The sequence below is a fragment of the Acinetobacter sp. YH01010 genome (assembly GCF_013420775.1).
GTDB lineage: Bacteria > Pseudomonadota > Gammaproteobacteria > Pseudomonadales > Moraxellaceae > Acinetobacter > Acinetobacter amyesii.
The window spans coordinates 16899-37026 of record NZ_VOYF01000017.1; the positions used below are offsets into that span (position 1 = coordinate 16899).

A 20128-nucleotide genomic window follows, 5' to 3' on the forward strand; every position below is an offset into this window, starting at 1 on the left:
TTTAAAAATATAGAAAAGGAAAATATAGAAAAGGTAAATTAAAAAAGCACCCGAAGGTGCTCTAATTATGCTTCAACTGCATATTGACTGGTTTTTAGTTCTGCAATGGCTTGGATACGTCGTTCAATCAGCATTTCACCAATATCCGGCCCTGATACATCAGGTGGAAGATCGGCAGCTTTAATATTGCGAACCACCTGCATGGCATCTAAAACGTATTGAGCTTGCGGATAGGCACGATCCTCTAAACCTAAGCGACCACGTGAATCACATTCACAGGCTTGTACAAAGGCCTCTACGCGTTCAGGACGGCGTAGTACATCCATGCGTTGTAACAGACGCCATAATGTACCCGGTTTTAAACTCAAGGCTTGATGGCATTTTAAATGCTCTTTACATACTGAGATGGCCAATTGCTTGGTATTGGTGGGAACACGCATACGGTCACAGACTTCGGTAACGGGTTTTACACCACGTTCTTCATGCATGATATGGCGCGGTAACTCATCTACTGGAGTAAGTGCTTTGCCTAAGTCGTGTACCAGTACGGCAAAACGAACATCCAGAGAATAATTGGCACGACAGGCTTGCTGTAGCGACATCATGGTGTGAATGCCGCAGTCTATTTCAGGGTGATATTCAGGACGCTGTGGAATACCGTATAACGCATCAATTTCTGGGAACAAGACTTTTAAAGCACCACAGGCTCTTAAGACTCCAAAATATTCATCTGCATGGTCTTCCATTAACGCACGAGACGTTTCCTTCCATACACGTTCAGGTGTAAGGGCTTCAAGTTCGCCAGATTGAGCGAGATCTTGCATCAGCGCAAGTGTTTCTTCAGCCACTTTAAAACCTAAAGCTTTATAACGTGCCGCAAAACGTGCAATCCGCAGAACTCGCAAAGGATCTTCGACGAAGGCATCAGACACATGGCGAAGGATGCGTCGCTCTAAATCTTGTTGACCATGGTAGGGATCATAAATCTGACCTGCATCATCCATAGCAATCGCATTGATCGTGAGGTCACGTCGAATGAGATCTTGTTCGAGTGTGACATTGACGTCGGTATAAAATTCAAAGCCATGATACCCATGTCCAGACTTACGTTCTGTACGGGCTAAGGCATATTCGTCTTTGGTCTCTGGATGAAGAAAAACAGGGAAATCTTTACCCACAGGTTGATAACCTTGAGCAAGTAATTGTTCCGGCGTTGCACCGACAACGACATAATCTTTTTCGTGATAGGGGTGCCCGAGCAAGTGATCTCGAACTGCACCGCCTACTAAATAAACTTGCATGAAAAAACCTCTATTCTTAGAGCAATCATGCTACAGAACAGAGGTTTTCTCAAGTCACAAAGTGTGTTCAGGTCAACTAAATTAGAGTGCTAATTTTTCGTTTTCTTGAATCTCTGCAACAGTCAATGCAGTCATATTCACTAAACGGCGAGTTGTCGCTGTTGGCGTTAAAATATGAACAGGTTTTGCAGCACCCAAAAGAATTGGGCCAATCGTCACGTTACTGCCCGATGTTGATTTCAACAAGTTGAACGAAATGTTCGCTGCATCCAGATTAGGCATAATCAGCAAGTTCGCAGAACCTTTAAAACGTGAGTTCGGGTATGCGAAATGACGAATATTTTCATCCAGTGCGGCATCACCATGCATTTCACCTTCAACTTCAAGTTCAGGTGCAATTTCTGATAAAATATCATAAACCTTACGCATTTTTTGTGCGCTAGGATCATTTTGGTCAGAACCGAAACTTGAGTGAGAAAGCAATGCTACACGTGGCGTAATACCAAAACGGCGTACTTCTTCAGCCGCTAAAATGGTCATTTCAGCAAGTTGTTCAGCTGTTGGGTTACGGTTAATGTAAGTATCGGCAATAAACAAGTTACGATCTTCAAGCATCAATGCATTCAGCGTAAAGAAGTTATTGCGGCCTTCTTTTAGCCCAATCACATTGCTGACGAAGTCTAAGTGAATGTCATAGCTTGAATAAGTACCACATAGCATACCGTCAGCGACACCATGACGAACCAACATTGCCGCAATAAGTGTAGAACGGCGGCGTGCTTCACGCTGAGCGTATTCAGGCGTTACACCTTTACGCTGCATGATGCTGTAATAATCGTCAGCAAACTTATCATAATCAGGGTTTTTCTCTTGATCGACGATAGTGATGTTCACGCCGTCTTCAAGACGTAGGCCTAATTTCTTGATGTTTGCTTCAATGACTGCAGGGCGACCGACAAGGATTGGTTTTGCCAAACCTTCATCAACAGCAATTTGCACCGCGCGAAGTACACGTAAATCTTCACCTTCAGCATATGCAATGCGTTTTGGATCAGTTTTTGCTTGCGCAAAAATTGGTTTCATCATGAATGCAGAGTTATAAACAAACTCAGACAAACGTTGACGATACGCAGAGAAGTCTTGAATTGGACGAGTTGCAACACCTGAATCCATCGCTGCTTGCGCAATAGCAGGTGCAATTTCAAGAATCAAACGTTGATCTAATGGGCGCGGAATGAGGTAATCACGACCAAATGAAGCAGATTTTTCACCATATGATGCAGCATCAGCTTCGACATGTGCCATGCGAGCAATCGCATGTACACAAGCAATCTTCATCTCTTCATTAATTGTGGTTGCACCAACATCTAGTGCGCCACGGAAGATATAAGGGAAGCAAAGCGCATTGTTCACTTGGTTTGGATAGTCTGAACGACCAGTTGCCATAATCACGTCTGGACGTGCTTCATGTGCATGTTCAGGAAGAATTTCAGGGTCTGGGTTAGCAAGGGCAAAGATAATCGGATCTTTCGCCATGACTTTAACCATTTCTTTGGTCAAAATACCTGCTGCTGAAAGACCGAGGAACATGTCCGCACCTTCCATTACATCAGCAAGCTGAGAGCCTTCGATGTCTTGAACGTATGCCTTTTTCGACTCATCCAAGCCTTCACGTTTAGTCGTCAATAAACCGCGTGAATCTGCCACAACGATGTTTTCTTTTTTCACGCCAAGTGCGCAAAGTAAGTTCAAACATGAAAGGGCAGCAGCACCTGCGCCAGAAGCGACAATTTTGATTTCTTCAATTTTTTTGCCATTGAGTTGAAGTGCATTCAGTAATGCAGAACCCACAATGATTGATGTACCGTGTTGGTCATCATGGAACACAGGAATATTCATGCGTTCACGAAGTTTTTGCTCGATGTAGAAACACTCTGGGGCCTTGATGTCTTCAAGGTTGATACCACCGAAAGTTGGTTCCAATGCTGCAACGATATCTACGATTTTGTCTGGATCGTTTTCAGCAATTTCAATGTCAAAAACATCAACACCTGCGAATTTTTTGAATAGAACGCCTTTACCTTCCATAACAGGTTTTGACGCTAAAGGACCAATGTTACCTAAGCCCAGTACGGCTGTACCGTTACTGACTACAGCAACAAGATTACCGCGCGCTGTGTAAAGTGCAGCAGTAGATGGGTCGCGTTCAATTTCTAAACAAGGTGCAGCGACACCTGGCGAGTATGCGAGGGCTAAATCGTGTTGGTTGACCAATTGTTTGCTTGGTGTAACGCTGATTTTCCCCGGAGTTGGAAATTCGTGATAATACAAAGCCTGCTGTTTTAAAGATTGATCGTCCATCTGTATCTCGATTGTGTTTTGTTTATCCAATATAAAGCTGCAATGCTTGCTTTATCCGCTTGAATATAACATTAGTTGCACAGTTGGGACAGTCGAAGTCGCGTCTTTTTCAGACAATCTTATAGCTCAGGCATAGTGACTTATATTAAGTAAGTATAAGCAGGCGAAGAGATATTATTTTCAAGGAACACGGTTGCCTCTTCTTGTGGCAGTGGCTTAGAGAAAAAATAGCCTTGAGCAATGTCACATTCTAAGTCTTGTAGATACTGTAACTGCTGTTCAGTTTCAATCCCTTCAGCGACTACCGTCATGCCCATCGCTTTACCCATGGCAATCATGGCACTAACGATGGCCAATTGTTTATTTTCACCAATTTTAGAGATAAAACTGCGGTCTATTTTTAAGATATCAATTGGAAAATCAGCTAGATAGGATAGAGAAGAATAGCCCGTACCAAAGTCATCAAGTGAAATATTGATCTTACGTTTTTTTATTTCATTTAACAGTTCACGTACTGAATCTAGATTTTCGACCAAAGAAGATTCTGTAATTTCCAGTTCCAGACTGGCACCATCAATCTGATTGGCATCTATCGCTTCATCAAGATCATTTAACAATTGTCCACGGCGCAGTTGCTGCGCGACAATATTGACGGATACACAAATATTTTGATAACCCAAATTGTTCCAAAAACGAATTTGCTGCGCGGTTTTTTGCAGGACAAAACGCCCAATATCCGAAATTAAACTGGTTTGTTCTGCTAGAGGAATAAATAAGCCCGGTGGTATTAAGCCTTTTTCAGGATGATTCCAACGCACTAAGGCTTCAAAACCATAAATATTTTTATCACGGAAATTGATCTTCGGTTGGTAATACACCACCAGCTCATTATTTTGAATGGCTTTACGCAAGTCTCGTTCCAAGAAGATCCCTTGCTCTAATAATGCGGTATTTTCATTGGAATAATAACGTGTGGTATTGCCGCCCAAATTTTTTGCTTCGCTTAGCGCTTGTTCTGCACAATTATTCAGATAATCCAACTGACGGCCATGCTCAGGATAGAACGCAACACCCATCGATAAGGTGATGACATGGTCTTGACCAAAAATATTAAATGGAATGCTAAAAGCTTTATTGATGCGTTCACAATGTTCTTGTACTGAAGGGCGGATGTGCGAGATTTCATACACAATCGCAAAATCATCGCCATTTAAGTGTGCGACAAACAGAGCTTCGGCATTGGTTAGACGTAAACGCTGTGCGACTTGGCGTAACAGTTCATCACCACCATTGTTGCTGAGATATTCATTTAATGGACGGAAACGATCGATGTTTAAACGAATGACAGCCAACTGTTTAATCGAATCTTGCTGCGAAACTAAATATTGATGCAGTTGATAGTTGTAATAAAAACGGTTCGGTAAATCCGTTAAGGTGTCATAGTTTTCTAAATATGATAAGCGTTGTTCTTGCAATTTACGTTCGGTCAGGTCTGAAACGATCCCGATATAATGGGTGACACGGTTTTGATCATCGGTAATGGCATTAATATGCATCCACAGCGTCAGTTCTTTACCTGAAAGAAATTTTTCGTGCAATTCACCATCATATTCACCAATTTTCAGCACTTGTTTAATGATCGAGTAGTGCATACTGCGTTGAATTGATTTGTAATTCGCTGTGATATCAAAAAGATGTTTGCCAATAATTTGGTCGTAGTTAAATCCGGTTAATTGTTCGTAAAACGGATTGACTTCGATATAGCACAGTTCTTCATTTAAAATGAAAATTCCTTCAGCGGCTTGTTCGAGTACACTAGCTGCAAGTTTTAAACGTTCTTGTGATGTCCGTTCTTGATGGATATCACGTCGAATACCGACCATGCGCAATGGCTTATGATTATTTGGATCGCGTTGAATGACCCGTCCAATATCATGTACCCAACTCCATTTTCCTTGACTGTTTTGAATCCGATAGGTGGCCTCATAACGGTCTTTAAATCCACGTAGATGTTGAATCATTGCCGACTTAAAATGAGGGATATCATCAGGATGGATCACATGTTGTAACTGTTGCTGATGCTCTTTCGAATGTCTAAGGGTTTTTTCTTGCTTATAGTTGGTGACAACGATTTTACGATCCTTGATATTCCAATCCCAAGGACGTAAACCGGCGATTTCATGCGCAAGGACTAAATTGGCTTGTTGGTTTTCTAAATCCTTGTTCATTTGCTCAATGTCGAAGGTCCGTTCTTTGACTTTTTGTTCAAGGATTTGGTTACCTAGTTGTAATTGTAATTCGATGTCACGTGATTTGTTGACTTCATCTTGGAGCTGCTGACACAGTTCATCAGTCCATTTGACTTGTTGCTTGGCACTATCAACCAGTAGGTTGTTTTTTGCATGTAAGGTCGACACACGACGGTGAATCCGATATGACGTCATGGCGCACATTAGAATCACAATGAGCCCAAAATTAATACTCAGGCTAAATAAGTGATTTGAACTATCTAAGAAAAAGAACTGTGCAATCAGATACGGCACGATAGACGGGATAAAGGCTAAACAAAAATAATTGAGTTTTTGCGTTAAATAGGTCAAACCAAAGGTTTGTGTCACGATCAAGAGTAGGGCGGAGAGCGTTAAGGCCTGAATCGGTTCAAAGCTTTGATTGGTCGCAGGTAAATAATAAAAAATTAAAAAGATACCGCTCGCAATCAGCGTACCGACTGAAAAACACTGAAACTGTAACCAACGATGCGCAATCATCAGTGAATATTGTTCAGGTTTAAAATAAACGGTGCTAATCAGCCAGCATAAACTGACAAAAACTTCGGTAAAAATAAACCAAATATTGAAATACAAAGATGGCGATTTATAAAAAATTTGATATATCGAAAAAATATATAAGCAAATAATCAGAATACTGACTAAAAAATAGCGGCTATGGCGAATCGTGTTCGCAATTTGAGCAGTATGATTGTACTGCTTGATATATTCATCTTGTTTATACGTCATGAATATAAAAATCCTGCCTTAACCAAATCTAGATCGTTGTATTTGTATTGTTCCTGAGAGTATTTGTTTATTCTTAGTAACAAATCATTTGTTTTTATTGACTCTAGGGTAATTGCGTTACAAATAAAAAGCAATATCAAGGATGCCATCATTGATGCTTTCAGATGAACTATCGAGTAAAAATTAAATAGATTTATAATTTAAAATTGAAAGTGCAACTACAGGTGCAGTTTCTGTGCGAAGGACACGTTCACCGATACACCAGTTCACGAAACCTTTCTCATTTGCTGCGCTGATCTCTGCTTCGCTCAAGCCACCTTCAGGGCCAATCAGTAAGGCAAAGTGCGGGTCAGCATCAGCTAATACATCAGCTTCATCTTTATTGGGTGCGAGTACCAATTTAGTTGTCGGCAGATCACTTTCCAACCATTTTTCAAGGGAAAGTGGCGCAAGTACTTTAGGGACAATGTTGAGACCACACTGTTCGCAAGCTGCAATGGCAATACCTTGCCAATGGTCGAGTTTCTTTTGATCACGATCGTACTTCAAACGCATTTCACAACGTTCTGAAGTGAGTAGTTGAATTTCCGAAACACCGAGTTCCACAGCTTTTTGAATCGCATAATCCATGCGGTCGCCTTTGCTCATCACTTGACCCAATAGTGCCGTAAAATGTGGTGTGCGATTGCTTGGATTGAATTGCAAAACTTGGACGGCAGCCGACTTTTTAGCGACTTCAACCAATTCAACATGGTATTCGCCACCTTGCCCATTGAACAAAGTGGCAGTTTCGCCTACTTGAGCACGTAAAACTTTTACCCAGTGATGAAACACTGTTTCCGTTAATTCAACAGTCGTATCAACAGTTAAATCAGCTTCAATATAAAAACGTGGCATTAAAGTTTTACTCTCAAAAAGGTCGAAATGTCTTATGCAAGACCGAGGTCTTTCACAAGTTGACGTGTAGGGTCAGTGGTGTTCATGGTGTAGAAGTGCAAGCTTGGCGCACCGCCAGCAATCAGGCGTTCGCAAAGTTTAACAATCACTTCATGACCAAAAGCTTTGATAGAAGCAGTGTCATCGCCATAAGTCGCAAGCTGTTTACGAATCCAGCGAGGAATTTCTGCACCTGTACCATCAGCAAAGCGGATTAAATTGCTTGCATTGGTAATCGGCATAATGCCTGGCGCTACAGGAATTTTCACGCCTTCTTTTTGAATGCGCTCTACAAAGTAGAAGTATGCATCTGGATTAAAGAAGAACTGTGTCAAAGCTGCGTTTGCGCCCGCATTGGCTTTATCGCAGAAACGTTTGATGTCGAGATCAAAGCTGTCTGCTTGCGGATGCATTTCTGGGTAAGCTGCAACTTCAATTTTGAAGTGATCACCAGTGTGCTCACGAATGAAACGCACCAAGTCAGTTGCATAAGGCAATTCGCCTAAGCCTACTTGACCAGACGGCAAGTCACCACGCAGCGCAACAATACGGTCAATGCCTTGTGACTTATACAAATCCAGCAATTCAGCAATACGTTCTTTGCTGTCACCAATACAAGACAGGTGAGGGGCAACCGGTGTGCCTTTACCGTTGAAATCGTTCAATGTAGACAAAGTGCGTTCACGGGTAGAACCGCCTGCACCATAAGTCACAGAGAAAAATTCAGGATTTAATAATTGTAGTTCTTGGTGTACAACTTTAAGTTTTTCCGCGCCCGCATCAGTTTTGGTCGGGAAGAACTCAAAGGAAATAGGAATCTGTTTTGACATGTTCAAATCCTTTTTTTATAAATACTTTTATTTAAAAAAATCCCCTCATCCTAACCTTCTCCCAGAGGGAGAAGGGACTTCCATTATGAAAGTAATAGTTATTTGGAGTTAACAACAAATTTGCTTTCACAATGAAGAGTTCCCTCTCCTTTTAGGAGAGGGTTAGGGAGAGGTATTTATAAAACTTAGTATTTATAAGCCTCAGCTTTGAACGGGCCTTCAACTTGAACACCGAGGTAATCCGCTTGTTCTTGAGTCAAAGTCGTCAATACGCCACCGAAACCTGCAACCATTGCTGCAGCAACTTCTTCATCTAATTTCTTAGGAATAAGTTCTACGCGGATCGCCGCTTGTTTTTGATCTTCAGGAAGATCAGCAAATTTTTCAGCGAATAGGTGCATTTGCCCCAATACTTGGTTAGCAAAAGAACCATCCATAATACGCGATGGGTGACCAGTTGCGTTACCAAGGTTCACCAAACGACCTTCAGAAAGAAGGATTAAGTAATCGTTTTCATTTTCGGTACGATACACTTGGTGAACTTGTGGCTTCACTTCAACCCACTTGTAACCGCGTAGGTAGTTTGTATCGATTTCAGTGTCGAAGTGACCGATGTTACAAACTACAGCGCCAGCTTTTAATGAATCAAGCATTGCTGCGTCACATACGTGGTAGTTACCAGTCGTTGTTACGATCAAGTCAGTATTTTGAAGAAGGTCAAGGTTGATGTCTTCTTTCTTGCCAGTTTGAATGCCATTTTTATACGGAGCAACAACTTCGAAACCGTCCATGCATGCTTGCATTGCGCAGATTGGGTCAACTTCAGTTACACGTACAATCATGCCTTCTTGACGAAGTGATTGAGCAGAACCTTTACCTACGTCGCCATAACCGATTACAAGCGCACGACGACCAGATAAAAGCATATCTGTACCACGTTTGATTGCATCGTTTAATGAGTGGCGGCAGCCGTATTTATTGTCATTTTTAGACTTGGTTACAGAGTCATTTACGTTAATCGCTGGAACTTTTAAAGTACCGTCGCGGTGCATTTCGTAAAGACGTTGAACACCTGTAGTGGTTTCTTCTGTAATACCGTGGATTTTAGCAATCACTTCAGGATATTTTTCGTGAACAAGCGCAGTTAAGTCACCGCCATCATCCAGAATCATGTTGGCATCCCAAGGTGTACCGTTCACATTGATTTGCTGTTCAAGACACCACATGTATTCTTCTTCAGTTTCGCCTTTCCAAGCAAATACAGGAATACCTGCAGCAGCGATTGCAGCAGCAGCGTGGTCTTGAGTAGAGAAGATGTTGCATGAAGTCCAGCGTACTTCTGCGCCCAATTCAACTAGAGTTTCAATTAAAACTGCAGTTTGAATGGTCATGTGGATACAGCCAAGGATTTTCGCACCAGCAAGCGGTTTAGCCGCTGCATAGCGTTTGCGAAGACCCATTAGGGCTGGCATTTCTGCTTCTGCAAGTTTGATTTCTTTACGGCCGTAGTCAGCTAGTGAAATATCGGCAACTTTATAATCTGTAAATGAAGCATTAACCGCGTTCATCACGATCTCCTTAATAAAAACAATTGATCATTATGTTCGCGGATGCCGTTGTTGATTGGAGCGAGTGTCCAACCGAATCGTCGAGCCTAGCGATCTTATATTTAGTGCCTATAAGAAAGTCGCAGCATCCCTCGACTAGGGCAGTATTGTACTTGGAAATAGAGTGAGTTCCAATCCGAAAATGCTTAATATCTGACTTATAGGTTTTTTGATCTGTAAAATTACGTCGCGAATATTTAAATTTCATAAATCGGTCAGGAGTATAAGAATAATGATTAAACCCGTAATGGCTTTATTGATGTTTTGGCCTGTTATTGTCGCGGCCAACGACTCAACAGGCTACGTGGCAACAGGCGGTGTACAGTATCTGAAAAGTAAAGACATTCAAATGTTCAGTGAAGACCTGTTTATTAGTAAAAAAATCATTAAGGTCGATTATCAGTTCAAAAATTTAAGCAATAAAGATGTGACTGAAACGGTCTTATTTCCGTTGCCAAAAGTTGAAAACTTCTTTGAATCTGATTTTGCCAATACAGAAAAGCTGCTCAAAAGTTTTAAAGTTCAAGTGAATGGAAAAACGATTCAGCCTGAAATGCACGTACGCACTTTTATTCAAAAAGATGAGAAAACAGCGCCGATTGATATGACTGAGAGTTTTAAGCAATGCGGATTTACGGAAAAAGACATGCTGAATCCGTGGAGCAGGCAAGATGTTGAATATAAAACTTTTGAGGCAAAGCTTAGAAACTGTAAAAATGCAGCGCTGCAAAAAGTATTGCCCAAAGATTTGAGTGAAGAAATTTCATGGTCATCTCAGGTGATTTATAGCTGGAAGCAAACGTTTAAAGCCAATGCGCTCACACGTGTACAGCATCAATATGCACCGCTAGTGGGTGGGTCTGTGGCTTTATATCCTGATGAATATAATAAAAGTTATTGTATGGATCAAAACTTTAAGGCAGGACTCAGAAAGGCTAAATCACAGCATGCACCATTTCAAGCGCTGGGCTATATCTTAAAAACTGGTGCCAATTGGGCAAAGCCTATTCAAGATTTTAAACTGACTATCGAGCGTGATGCAGGAGAGTTGGTTTCTTTTTGCTGGGCAGGTAAAGTGAAGAAAATCAGCGCTACGCAGTTTCAAATGGTTGAAAAGAATTTTGTGCCCAAACAAGATTTGGACATTATTTTTGTGCATGTGAAATCAGGTCTGGATTAAAACTTGCAGGCAAAACTGCTGCGATTTGTTTATCATCGTCCATAAGCAATTTTGAGTTTTGATATATGTCGATGGAAATACCTGATGAGTTGGCAAATTTAGAAGCCAATGGCGGCATTTATGCAGTGTGGATGTTGCTGCAGCACTTAGGTATAGATGCAGACATTCAGCAGCTCATCGAAGTTTGCGCTTATGAAGCTGGCCATGGCACAACAACCATTGGTTTGGCTGTAGGACTGAAAAAGTTTGGCTTTCTAGTAAAGTTTTACACAGAGCATGATCCTGAGCTGCAAGACAGTGAAAAACGCAGCTATGCAGAAGCGGATCAATTGGAACTGCCTATATTACCTGCAATTGGCTATGCACAAATCCAGCAGGCTTTTGAACAAAATCAGTTTGTGATTGTCTATTACGACACCCTAGAAGGCGTGGGGAATCATTCCTTGGTGTATGACATTGATGAGACAGAGATCAGTTTCTTTGACAGCTTTGATGCCATGCCAGCAGACGTATTTGAACAGCAGCGTGGTGCGGAAGGCATTTGCCGACAAGTCATTATTGTGGATGTAAATGATTATGTGGCGAGCTGAGCCATATTGTTGAATGAAAAAAGCCCATCATGAGATGGGCTTTATTTTTTAGAAAATAATTGGATTATTGCTCAGCCATATTGGCTTTTTCATTCCAAAAATCTGCTTTTTCTTCATCGGCGTCGATGCCTAATCCATTGGCATAAATAAAAGCCAAATCACGCATGGCCTGAACTTCACCTAATTTTGCAGATTGTTCAACCAGTTCAATGGATTTAGCGACATCTTTTTCCACCACATCGCCGCGACGGTAAAAATTGGCCAATTCTAAAATAGCAGCAGGATGGTCATGCTTCGCCGCTTGTTCTAACCAGCGGTGCGCATGTTCAAAATAGGTTTTAGATTCTTCCGGATCTTCTTCGAGCATATCTTTGGCATAGACTGCATAGCCTTCACCCAGCCAATACATTGCTTCTACATGACCTAACTGAGCTGCTTTGAGTGCCCATTCTTCTGCAAGTTCAACATGCTCATCATTTTCACTTTGCATATAAATTTCAGCCAGTTCAAATTGAGCATCTTTATTGCCTGCCATGGCACGGTTATATAAAGCAGGAGAGATCGAAAGTTCAGACATGTGTAATCCAAAAGAGCAGAATAGGCATAGCCTAATCGGTTGGCATGAAAAAAGCCAATCCGAAGATTGGCTTTCAATGTTTAGAGAAGCTTGTCTAATGAATTAAAATTTCAATAACACAGCTGACAATACAAATACGACAACCAATGCACCAATAATTTTCCAAAAATATTCAGCGATATAACTAATACATAGCCCGACAAATAAAGCCGCAATAGTCAGCGCGCCAAACCAATAACTGATGTTATTGCTCGGCGTGCCAAGAGAGAGGCAAATTATCAAGGCGATGATCAATAGCGCCCAGCCGACTAGCGTGGCTAACCGTGTTTGGCCCACACTTAGTTCTTTGCTGTAGAACTGCTTTTGATGTTTTGACATGCTGCTTGCCAAGGCAAAAAAACCTAAGCTACTCAGTGTCCAAATCAGGAGAAAGAACATCATGCTTCAACCTCCTTTGTGCCACGTGCTTTTTTAACAGGCAGCCCTTTATGCTTTTTCACTTTATAAAATGAATAGGCAAACAAGATAGCCAAAAGCCACATTGCAAGATCAAAGGATGCAATCATCCATTGGCCATTTGCCATGGTATTCCAAAGCGGTTGACCACCAGTCATGAAGTTTACAATCGGCAGTAAGGCAAAAATTGCTGTGGCAAAAGCTAAAAGTTCTAGCCACGCTTGACGATGCGTACGGAACATCGCATAAATAAGCGTTAGTAGCCAAACAATAAAGAAACTACGAATTTCTAATTCCGAACGGTTTTCAAGTTGTGCGGGAATAAAACGGTTGGCATAGAAAAATGCTGCGCAGGCAATCGGCAAACCAATAATCGCTGCAATATTGGTCACTTCAACCGTGCGGTAGCCAAATGATTTAAAGCCTTGTTTTTGCTGTTGCGGCGCACGTTTTACACACCACAGAATGAGACCTGTAGCGACCATCAGTGTGCCTACAATCCCTGAAATAAACAGCAGCCAACGTAGTGCTAAATCTACACCGCGTGCTTCATGCAGCGTAGTCATTACATTGTAAATACCCATCGGTACAGAAGGGTGCTTTAACTTGGCACTTTCATCAGTTAGGTCTTTGCCAGTTACGCCATCAAATTGTTTGCTTGCATAGACATTTCGATACGCGACACTTTCACCATGTAAGGCACGTAGCTCAATTTTAGCTTGGTCTGTATTTGGTGCAATGATGCTAACGGTACTAATCGGATTGGTTTTCCATTCAGTCTGAACCGCAGTCACGATTGGCGCTAAGTTGGTCAACGGCGCAGCAACGACAGGTTGCTCTTCACGTTTAGAGCGACGATCTCCTCGACCTTCACCACGGCCCTCAGCACGATTTTCGCCTTGGTTTTGCGCAGAATTGGCACGGGCTTGCTGTGGGCGTTCGCCACGTTCTTCGCGTCCTTGGGCAGATTCACGTCCTTCAGGTTTATTTTCTTGAACTAGGGCACGATTTTGTTCTTGTAAAAATTGTCCCCGGTTTTCATAAATACGCTCAATCCCCCAAGGCATGATCGCAAATAACAGCAGCAACAGGCCACTAAAGGTGATCATGATGTGGAAGGGAAGCGCAAATACTGCGGTTGCATTATGTGCATCGAGCCAAGAACGTTGTCCTTTACCTGAACGAAAGGTAAAGAAATCTTTAAAGATTTTTTTATGAGTAATCACACCACTAATGATGGCAACTAACATCAACAGTGTGGCTATCCCGACAAACCATCGCGTCCACATACGTGGCATACCATATAGTTCGAAATGGAAACGATAGAGAAAATTACCACCACGCGTATCGCGCGGCTCAAGCACTTCACCTGTAGCACTATCAATGTAGATTTGTTTACCGCCACGGCGTGCGCGAGGGTCTTCACCTTGTTCACGCACGGTAATTAAGGTGGCATTTTGACGCGTATTCGGCAGCAAAATATTCCAAGCACCTGCATTTGGATGATTTTGCTGTAAATAATTCAGTGCGACTTCAGTTTGTTGGACTTGTGAACTGGCTGGAACAGATTGATGCAGCTCAGGAGTCATCCAAACATTGATTTCATTTTTAAAGAAGCTTAGGGTCCCGGTCAGGAAAATAGCATACAGCAACCAACCTAAGATTAGGCTAGCCCATGTATGCAGCCAAGACATGGACTGTCGAGGTCCCTCTACTTTTGCATCAACACGCATTTTAGCTTCCCATCATCATGTAAATGGCATACAAACACACCGCAGGGATCACAATGCCTAAAGTTGCTTTGAGGGTTTTATTCACCATAAAGACCCAAATAAATGCACAGCTCCACAGGATAAATGAAATTAAAGTTGCACTCATAGCTGCACTTCCACGGTCTTCGCTAAATACATCTGCAATTACGATGGCAGATAGCATTGCGACAACATATCCGCCCACTAAAGCGAGGGCAAAGCGATAGAAAATCATCAAGCGATAGGTCAATAGAGAAGGAGTGTCTTTACGCGTTTTAGGCAGCGCAGATTTGAGGGGTGTCACGAGTGCCTCAGGTGGTGAGCTATTCATAAAATACTTAAGCGCTTGGAAATTGTATTAAAGTTAATATAAATGATAACAATTATTATTAATAATTAGAATAATGTATTCACATAATTATTGATATTTCAGCATGCTGAGTAGAAATTGATTTAAAAAGAGGGGAAATAAAGGCAAAAAAATAGCGACCGAAGTCGCTATTTTAGAATGCAAGAATGCTTAATTGTCTACATTATTGCTCTTGTTGAATGCCTGCAACCAACCAGTCTTGATCAGAACCCGCAGGTTTAACAAAATGCCATACTTCAGCAAATGGCTGTGGCAGGCTATTTAAGTCTTCGCTTACCGTACCTGTAAAACGCACACTTACAACGTATTGACCATTTTCGTTAGCAGAATCGACCACCATAGCATTTAAGTTAGAAAACTCAGCAACGTCTTCGTCTTTATTCGCCATAATGTCGTTATACATAGACTGGTAAAGATCAGGCGTTAAGTAACGCTGAATTTCAGAAATGTTGCTTGCCGTATTCATCGATTGAATGTGGTTAAAACGCTGACGTGCAACACGTAAAAATGTTGCTGGTTCTGTACCATCAGGCAATTGATTGCCGCTGTTGGTATAGGCAGCACCAAAAGGCGCATTCGTTGCAGCAGCTGCACCAAATGGAGCATTTGAAGCTGCTGAATTACCGCCTACAGAATTACCAAAAATATTCGTATTGTCATTACCTGCACGAGGTGCAGCATTTTGCTGGCCAAACGGTGCATTGTTTGCACCGCTGTTTGGCGCATACGGATTGTTAGCGGCTAGTTTTTTTTTTGCGCCCATCTTACGGAAAATGAAGAAGGCAACAGCAGCGGCAAGTAAAATCCAGATCCAGCCTGGAATACCACCTTTCTCTTCCTGTTGTTGAGCTTGCGCTTCAGAAGCTGCTTGACCGTTATTGTCATCGGCCATCGCATTTGCAGCGACTGCACCAATTGCAGCACCAGCCACACCAGCTGCAACCATTCCGCCCACATTCGAGCCAGATTTAGCTGGAGCGCCAGCAGTTGCAGGCTGTTGAACAGGAGCAGATTGACGAGGTTGCTGATAAGACTGAGTTGGAGCAGCTTGACGGCTCATACCATGGCTTTTACCACCACCGGCACGTTTCGCTTCTGCAATCGGCGCTACCAAAAGGGCTGCTGTTAAAAGAGCAGTCATCAAACCACGCTGTCGAACTTCCATCAAATTTTCCTATATCTATATAAATTTAAAATAGCCATCTAGTTATGCCGCCATTTGTACTGAATTTCAATAGAACATCGGTAAAAAATTGAAAATTCATTCAAAATAAACTATTCAACGTGACTAAGACTCATCGGTAAGTGTAATTGCCTGACTCAACGCCTCATGTAAACGTGCGACAGAAATAATCTCTACACCTGAAATTGGTTTTTGCGGTGCATTCCCACGCGGTAAAATAATGGTTTTGAAGCCATGCTTAATGGCTTCTTTGAGTCGTTCCTGTCCATTGGGTACAGGACGGATTTCGCCTGAAAGGCCGACTTCACCAAATACCGCCAAATGCTGTGGCAGGGCTTTAGCTCTTAAGCTAGAGGCGCAGGCTAAAAGTACCGCAAGGTCAGAACCGGTTTCAGTGATTTTTAAACCACCGACGACATTGACATAGACATCTTGTCCAGCGGTTTGTACGCCACCATGACGGTGCATAACGGCTAAAAGCATGTTTAAACGGTTTTGTTCTAAACCTAAGGCCACGCGTCGAGGTTGTCCGTGTGCATCATCTACCAAAGCCTGAACTTCAACCAAAAGTGGGCGTGTACCTTCACGGCTAATCATGACGATAGAGCCCGGAATGGCTTCATCATAACGACTCAGGAAAATAGCGGAGGGGTTTGATACCTCGCGCAGACCTTTATCGGTCATGCCAAATACACCAAGCTCGTTGACCGCACCAAAACGGTTTTTCACCGCCCGAATCATACGGAAGCGCGAGTCAGACTGACCTTCAAAATACAAAACACAATCGACCATGTGCTCAAGCACGCGAGGGCCAGCCAAAGAACCTTCTTTTGTTACGTGACCGACGATAAACAGTGCTGTGCCACTATTTTTGGCAAAGCGGGTCAGGAGTGCAGCCGATTCACGAATTTGGGAAACACCGCCCGGCGCAGACTGGAGTGTCTCGGTGTATAAGGTTTGGATCGAATCTAAAATGGCAACGGCAGGGCGTTCATGTGCCAATACTTCACAAATACGCTCGACACAGGTTTCTGCCATGACTTTGAGTTGATCGGTCGGCAAATCTAGGCGTTGGGCACGTAGCGCCACCTGAGACAAAGATTCCTCACCTGTGACATATAAGGCAGAACTTTTACTCGCCGCCATATAGGTTGCGGTTTGTAGCAAAATAGTGGATTTACCAATGCCGGGGTCACCACCAATCAGCACTACTGAACCTGTGACCAGTCCACCGCCAAGCACACGGTCAAATTCACCAATACCTGTTGCCATTCGGGTTTCATGCGAAACAGAAACTTGATTTAAGGTAGTCACTGCTGCGGCTTGACCTGCATAGCCACCGCCCATTTTAGGCTGCGCACGGTGTGTAACGGCGGGTGCAAGGCTGACTTCGACTAATGAATTCCATTCACCACATTCGGTACATTGACCGGCCCATTTGGGATGATCAGCACCACATTGTTCACATCGATAGACACTTTTTGCTTTCGCCATAATATTTACTGTGCACAAACTCAAATTGAGTCACAGCATAGCGGTGAATACATCGAAAAACCAAGTTTTTATCGCATGAAATGACTGTTGAAGGTCAATTGATGTCGTTTTATTTTCAATAGCTGCACTTTTATATAGTAAGCACTTTATAATAGCGCATTATATTTTTTGAAATGGGTCACCACATGACTGAACTATTACGACATATCGATGCCATCGCACGTGAAAAAAATCGTGATGTGTTATTTGTGCATTTTGAAGAATATGATCATCAACATCCTGAAAAAAATACGGTGCGTAATGACGTTATGCACTGGTTTGACCTGCAAAATATCGACTATTTCCCTTGTATGGGGCTAGAAGGTGAGTCTTTGATCGATAGCTATACAGGTGATTTATACCTCGACGTGCCTTTCGATGAAAGCAGTCCTGCATATAAAACCCTCAGTGAATACCTTGAAGATGAGCAAGGGAATATGAAAATTCAGGGGGTATTGTTCTTTTCTTTATCCTTGGAAATTGCCCTAGAAATCGAAGCCGATTTGATGGAAGCCAGTGCTGTAGATTCTGAATATGCTGAAAATGAGTTTGGTGACCAATTTGGTGAAGGCTTTATTGAAGATGCTGAAGCAGATCCAAAAGATGAAGCAGCCAATGAAAGCAACACGAAAAACGACAAATTTGATGATGGTCAAATTGGTACGATTCAATAAGTAAATATTGATTTTCAGTCCGAATAAAAATGCCACGTGAATTCACGTGGCTTTTTGTTTAGCAGGGGATTAGTACAATTCACCTGATTTACGACGTTCAATAAAATCTTTTGATTCTTTCACAATGATGCCTGAGAGCAATAACAGTGCAATACAGTTTGGTGCAGCCATCAAACCATTAAAGGTATCGGCAAATAACCAAACGAGATCGAGTGTTACGACACAGCCGACAAAGACTGATGCGATATAAATTAAGCGATAAATCAGTACTGACTTTTCACCTAAGAGGTATGTACAGCATTTTTCACCATAATAGCTCCAACCCAGAATGGTTGAATAAGCGAAGAAAATAATACCGAAAGTTACGACCCAACCACCGAAGCCCGGAAGTAGTTTGTCAAAAACACTAATCGTCAAAACTGCACCGGTTTGATCACCAAAGCTTTGTCCCGCCATGATGAAGCCCATCACAAGTACGATACCTGTAATAGAGCAAACAATGATGGTGTCTAAGAACGTACCTGTCATAGAGACAAGACCTTGACGTGCTGGGTGGTCAGTTTTTGCAGCCGCAGCGGCAATGGGTGCTGAGCCCATACCTGCTTCATTAGAGAATACACCACGTGCCACACCATAACGAATCGCAGCACCAATCGCACCACCCGCAGCAGCTTCGCCCGTAAATGCATAGCTAAAGATCATTTTTAGTGCAGGGATCACCAATTCAAGGTTGGTGAAAATAATGATTAAGCCACCCAATACATAACCTACCGCCATAATTGGAACAATAAATGAAGAGGCTTTAGAAATGGATTTGATGCCGCCTAAAATAACGAGTGCAGAGAATATGGTGATAACGATTGCAGTGGTGAGTGTGTTGATCCCTAAGCTGTTTTGCACAGCAAGCGCGACAGTGTTCGACTGTACTGAGCTACCAATACCAAAGGATGCCAAAGTACCAAATAGGGCAAATACCACTGCCAACCATTTCCACTTAGGCCCAAGTCCACGTTCGATGTAATACATCGGACCACCGTTCATTTCGCCATTTTCATTTTTATGACGAAACTTTACAGCGAGTACACCTTCACCATATTTGGTTGCCATACCAAAGAGCGCGGTTATCCACATCCAAAACACTGCGCCCGGACCACCGAGCACACAAGCGGTGGCTACACCGGCAATATTACCTGTACCAATGGTGGCTGAAAGTGCGGTCATGAGTGAGGCAAAATGTGAAATATCGCCATCATGTTGATCTGCTTTAGGATGCTTGCCAAAGACTTGTTTGAATGCGAAAGGCAACATGCGAAATTGCCAGAAAAGCAGTCGGAAGGTGAGGAATACACCTGTTCCAACAATGAGGACCAACATGTATGGGCCCCAGACCCATCCACTGAGTGTTTCCATGATATTTTGAATTTCTTGCATAGTATCTTCTTCTTATCGGCCCTGAGTGAGTGAATGCTACATTTTTGATATCTGTAGCAATTGATATGCCATTGTTAGAAACTTCCATGATTTTTGGCATAAATTTTTATCGTTGGTAAAATATTTTTTGCATAAAATTTAAGTTATTACAAGTAAATTGTTGTTTTATTGGTCGCTTTAAAATGTGAACTGGCGCTAAGATTTTTATATATAAGAAAAATAAATTAACTTTGTCACTTAATCCGAAAATATAGATGATGAAAAATAATTTTGTATTTTCTGAAATTTTTACGTTAATTTGTCGCAATTGGAACGCGAAGTTGAATTAAAT

General features: G+C 42.2%; 15 protein-coding genes and 1 pseudogene. 3 read left to right on the plus strand and 13 right to left on the minus strand.

Features of this window, described 5'->3' with window-relative positions; all coding sequences use genetic code 11:
• Positions 1-65 precede the first annotated feature (65 nt).
• From FTT77_RS13835 to ahcY, 6 genes are all read right to left on the minus strand, one after another.
• Positions 66-1301, minus strand: coding sequence for a multifunctional CCA addition/repair protein (locus FTT77_RS13835; protein ID WP_168378286.1), 1236 nt, complete (start codon positions 1299-1301; stop codon positions 66-68).
• Between the two features lie 81 nt (positions 1302-1382).
• Entirely contained in the window at positions 1383-3662 is a 2280-nt protein-coding gene (locus tag FTT77_RS13840) for an NADP-dependent malic enzyme (RefSeq protein ID WP_078192090.1), read from the minus strand.
• 140 nt (positions 3663-3802) lie between these two features.
• On the minus strand, positions 3803-6679 hold the full coding sequence (locus tag FTT77_RS13845) for an EAL domain-containing protein (RefSeq protein ID WP_180109443.1): 2877 nt from the start codon (positions 6677-6679) through the stop codon (positions 3803-3805).
• A gap of 183 nt (positions 6680-6862) precedes the next feature.
• The gene (locus tag FTT77_RS13850; RefSeq protein WP_180089057.1) at positions 6863-7576 is read right to left on the minus strand and encodes a 16S rRNA (uracil(1498)-N(3))-methyltransferase; all 714 of its coding nucleotides are present in this window, start codon (positions 7574-7576) and stop codon (positions 6863-6865) included.
• A gap of 32 nt (positions 7577-7608) precedes the next feature.
• Positions 7609-8445 (minus strand): methylenetetrahydrofolate reductase [NAD(P)H], encoded by an 837-nt coding sequence (metF, locus tag FTT77_RS13855; protein ID WP_180109444.1) that lies wholly within the window; start codon positions 8443-8445, stop codon positions 7609-7611.
• Positions 8446-8630: 185 nt separating this feature from the next.
• On the minus strand, positions 8631-10013 hold the full coding sequence (ahcY, locus tag FTT77_RS13860; RefSeq protein ID WP_180039608.1) for an adenosylhomocysteinase: 1383 nt from the start codon (positions 10011-10013) through the stop codon (positions 8631-8633).
• Positions 10014-10284: 271 nt separating this feature from the next.
• Here ahcY and FTT77_RS13865 point away from each other — a divergent pair, with 271 nt between their 5' ends.
• Positions 10285-11232 carry a DUF4424 family protein gene (locus tag FTT77_RS13865; protein ID WP_180065032.1) on the plus strand — a complete coding sequence of 316 codons (948 nt, stop codon included), beginning with the start codon at positions 10285-10287 and terminating at the stop codon, positions 11230-11232.
• Positions 11233-11297: 65 nt separating this feature from the next.
• Positions 11298-11822 carry a peptidase C39 gene (locus FTT77_RS13870; RefSeq protein ID WP_180008354.1) on the plus strand — a complete coding sequence of 175 codons (525 nt, stop codon included), beginning with the start codon at positions 11298-11300 and terminating at the stop codon, positions 11820-11822.
• Between the two features lie 64 nt (positions 11823-11886).
• On the opposite strand, the gene FTT77_RS13875 is transcribed toward FTT77_RS13870, so the two are convergent.
• From FTT77_RS13875 to radA, 6 genes are all read right to left on the minus strand, one after another.
• Positions 11887-12399: a tetratricopeptide repeat protein gene (locus FTT77_RS13875; RefSeq protein ID WP_180008352.1), complete on the minus strand. Its 513-nt coding sequence runs from the start codon at positions 12397-12399 to the stop codon at positions 11887-11889.
• Between the two features lie 102 nt (positions 12400-12501).
• Positions 12502-12840 (minus strand): DUF3325 domain-containing protein, encoded by a 339-nt coding sequence (locus FTT77_RS13880; RefSeq protein WP_180008350.1) that lies wholly within the window; start codon positions 12838-12840, stop codon positions 12502-12504.
• A complete protein-coding gene (locus tag FTT77_RS13885; RefSeq protein ID WP_180109445.1) occupies positions 12837-14588 on the minus strand; it encodes a PepSY domain-containing protein in 1752 nt (583 codons plus the stop codon). Before FTT77_RS13885 ends, FTT77_RS13880 begins: the two co-directional genes overlap by 4 nt.
• A 1-nt stretch (position 14589) precedes the next feature.
• Positions 14590-14937: a hypothetical protein gene (locus tag FTT77_RS13890; protein WP_180109446.1), complete on the minus strand. Its 348-nt coding sequence runs from the start codon at positions 14935-14937 to the stop codon at positions 14590-14592.
• Positions 14938-15139: 202 nt separating this feature from the next.
• On the minus strand, positions 15140-16141 hold the full coding sequence (locus tag FTT77_RS13895) for a Tim44 domain-containing protein (protein ID WP_078192078.1): 1002 nt from the start codon (positions 16139-16141) through the stop codon (positions 15140-15142).
• A 123-nt stretch (positions 16142-16264) separates the two neighbouring features.
• Positions 16265-17653, minus strand: coding sequence for a DNA repair protein RadA (gene radA / locus FTT77_RS13900; RefSeq protein ID WP_168378273.1), 1389 nt, complete (start codon positions 17651-17653; stop codon positions 16265-16267).
• A 185-nt stretch (positions 17654-17838) separates the two neighbouring features.
• On the opposite strand from radA, the pseudogene FTT77_RS13905 reads away from it, so the two are divergent.
• Positions 17839-18195: pseudogene (locus FTT77_RS13905) on the plus strand (hypothetical protein); the annotation flags it as partial.
• A 240-nt stretch (positions 18196-18435) separates the two neighbouring features.
• Here the strand turns inward: FTT77_RS13905 and FTT77_RS13910 are convergent.
• Positions 18436-19797: a sodium:alanine symporter family protein gene (locus FTT77_RS13910; RefSeq protein WP_180109447.1), complete on the minus strand. Its 1362-nt coding sequence runs from the start codon at positions 19795-19797 to the stop codon at positions 18436-18438.
• Between the last annotated feature and the right edge of the window lie 331 nt (positions 19798-20128).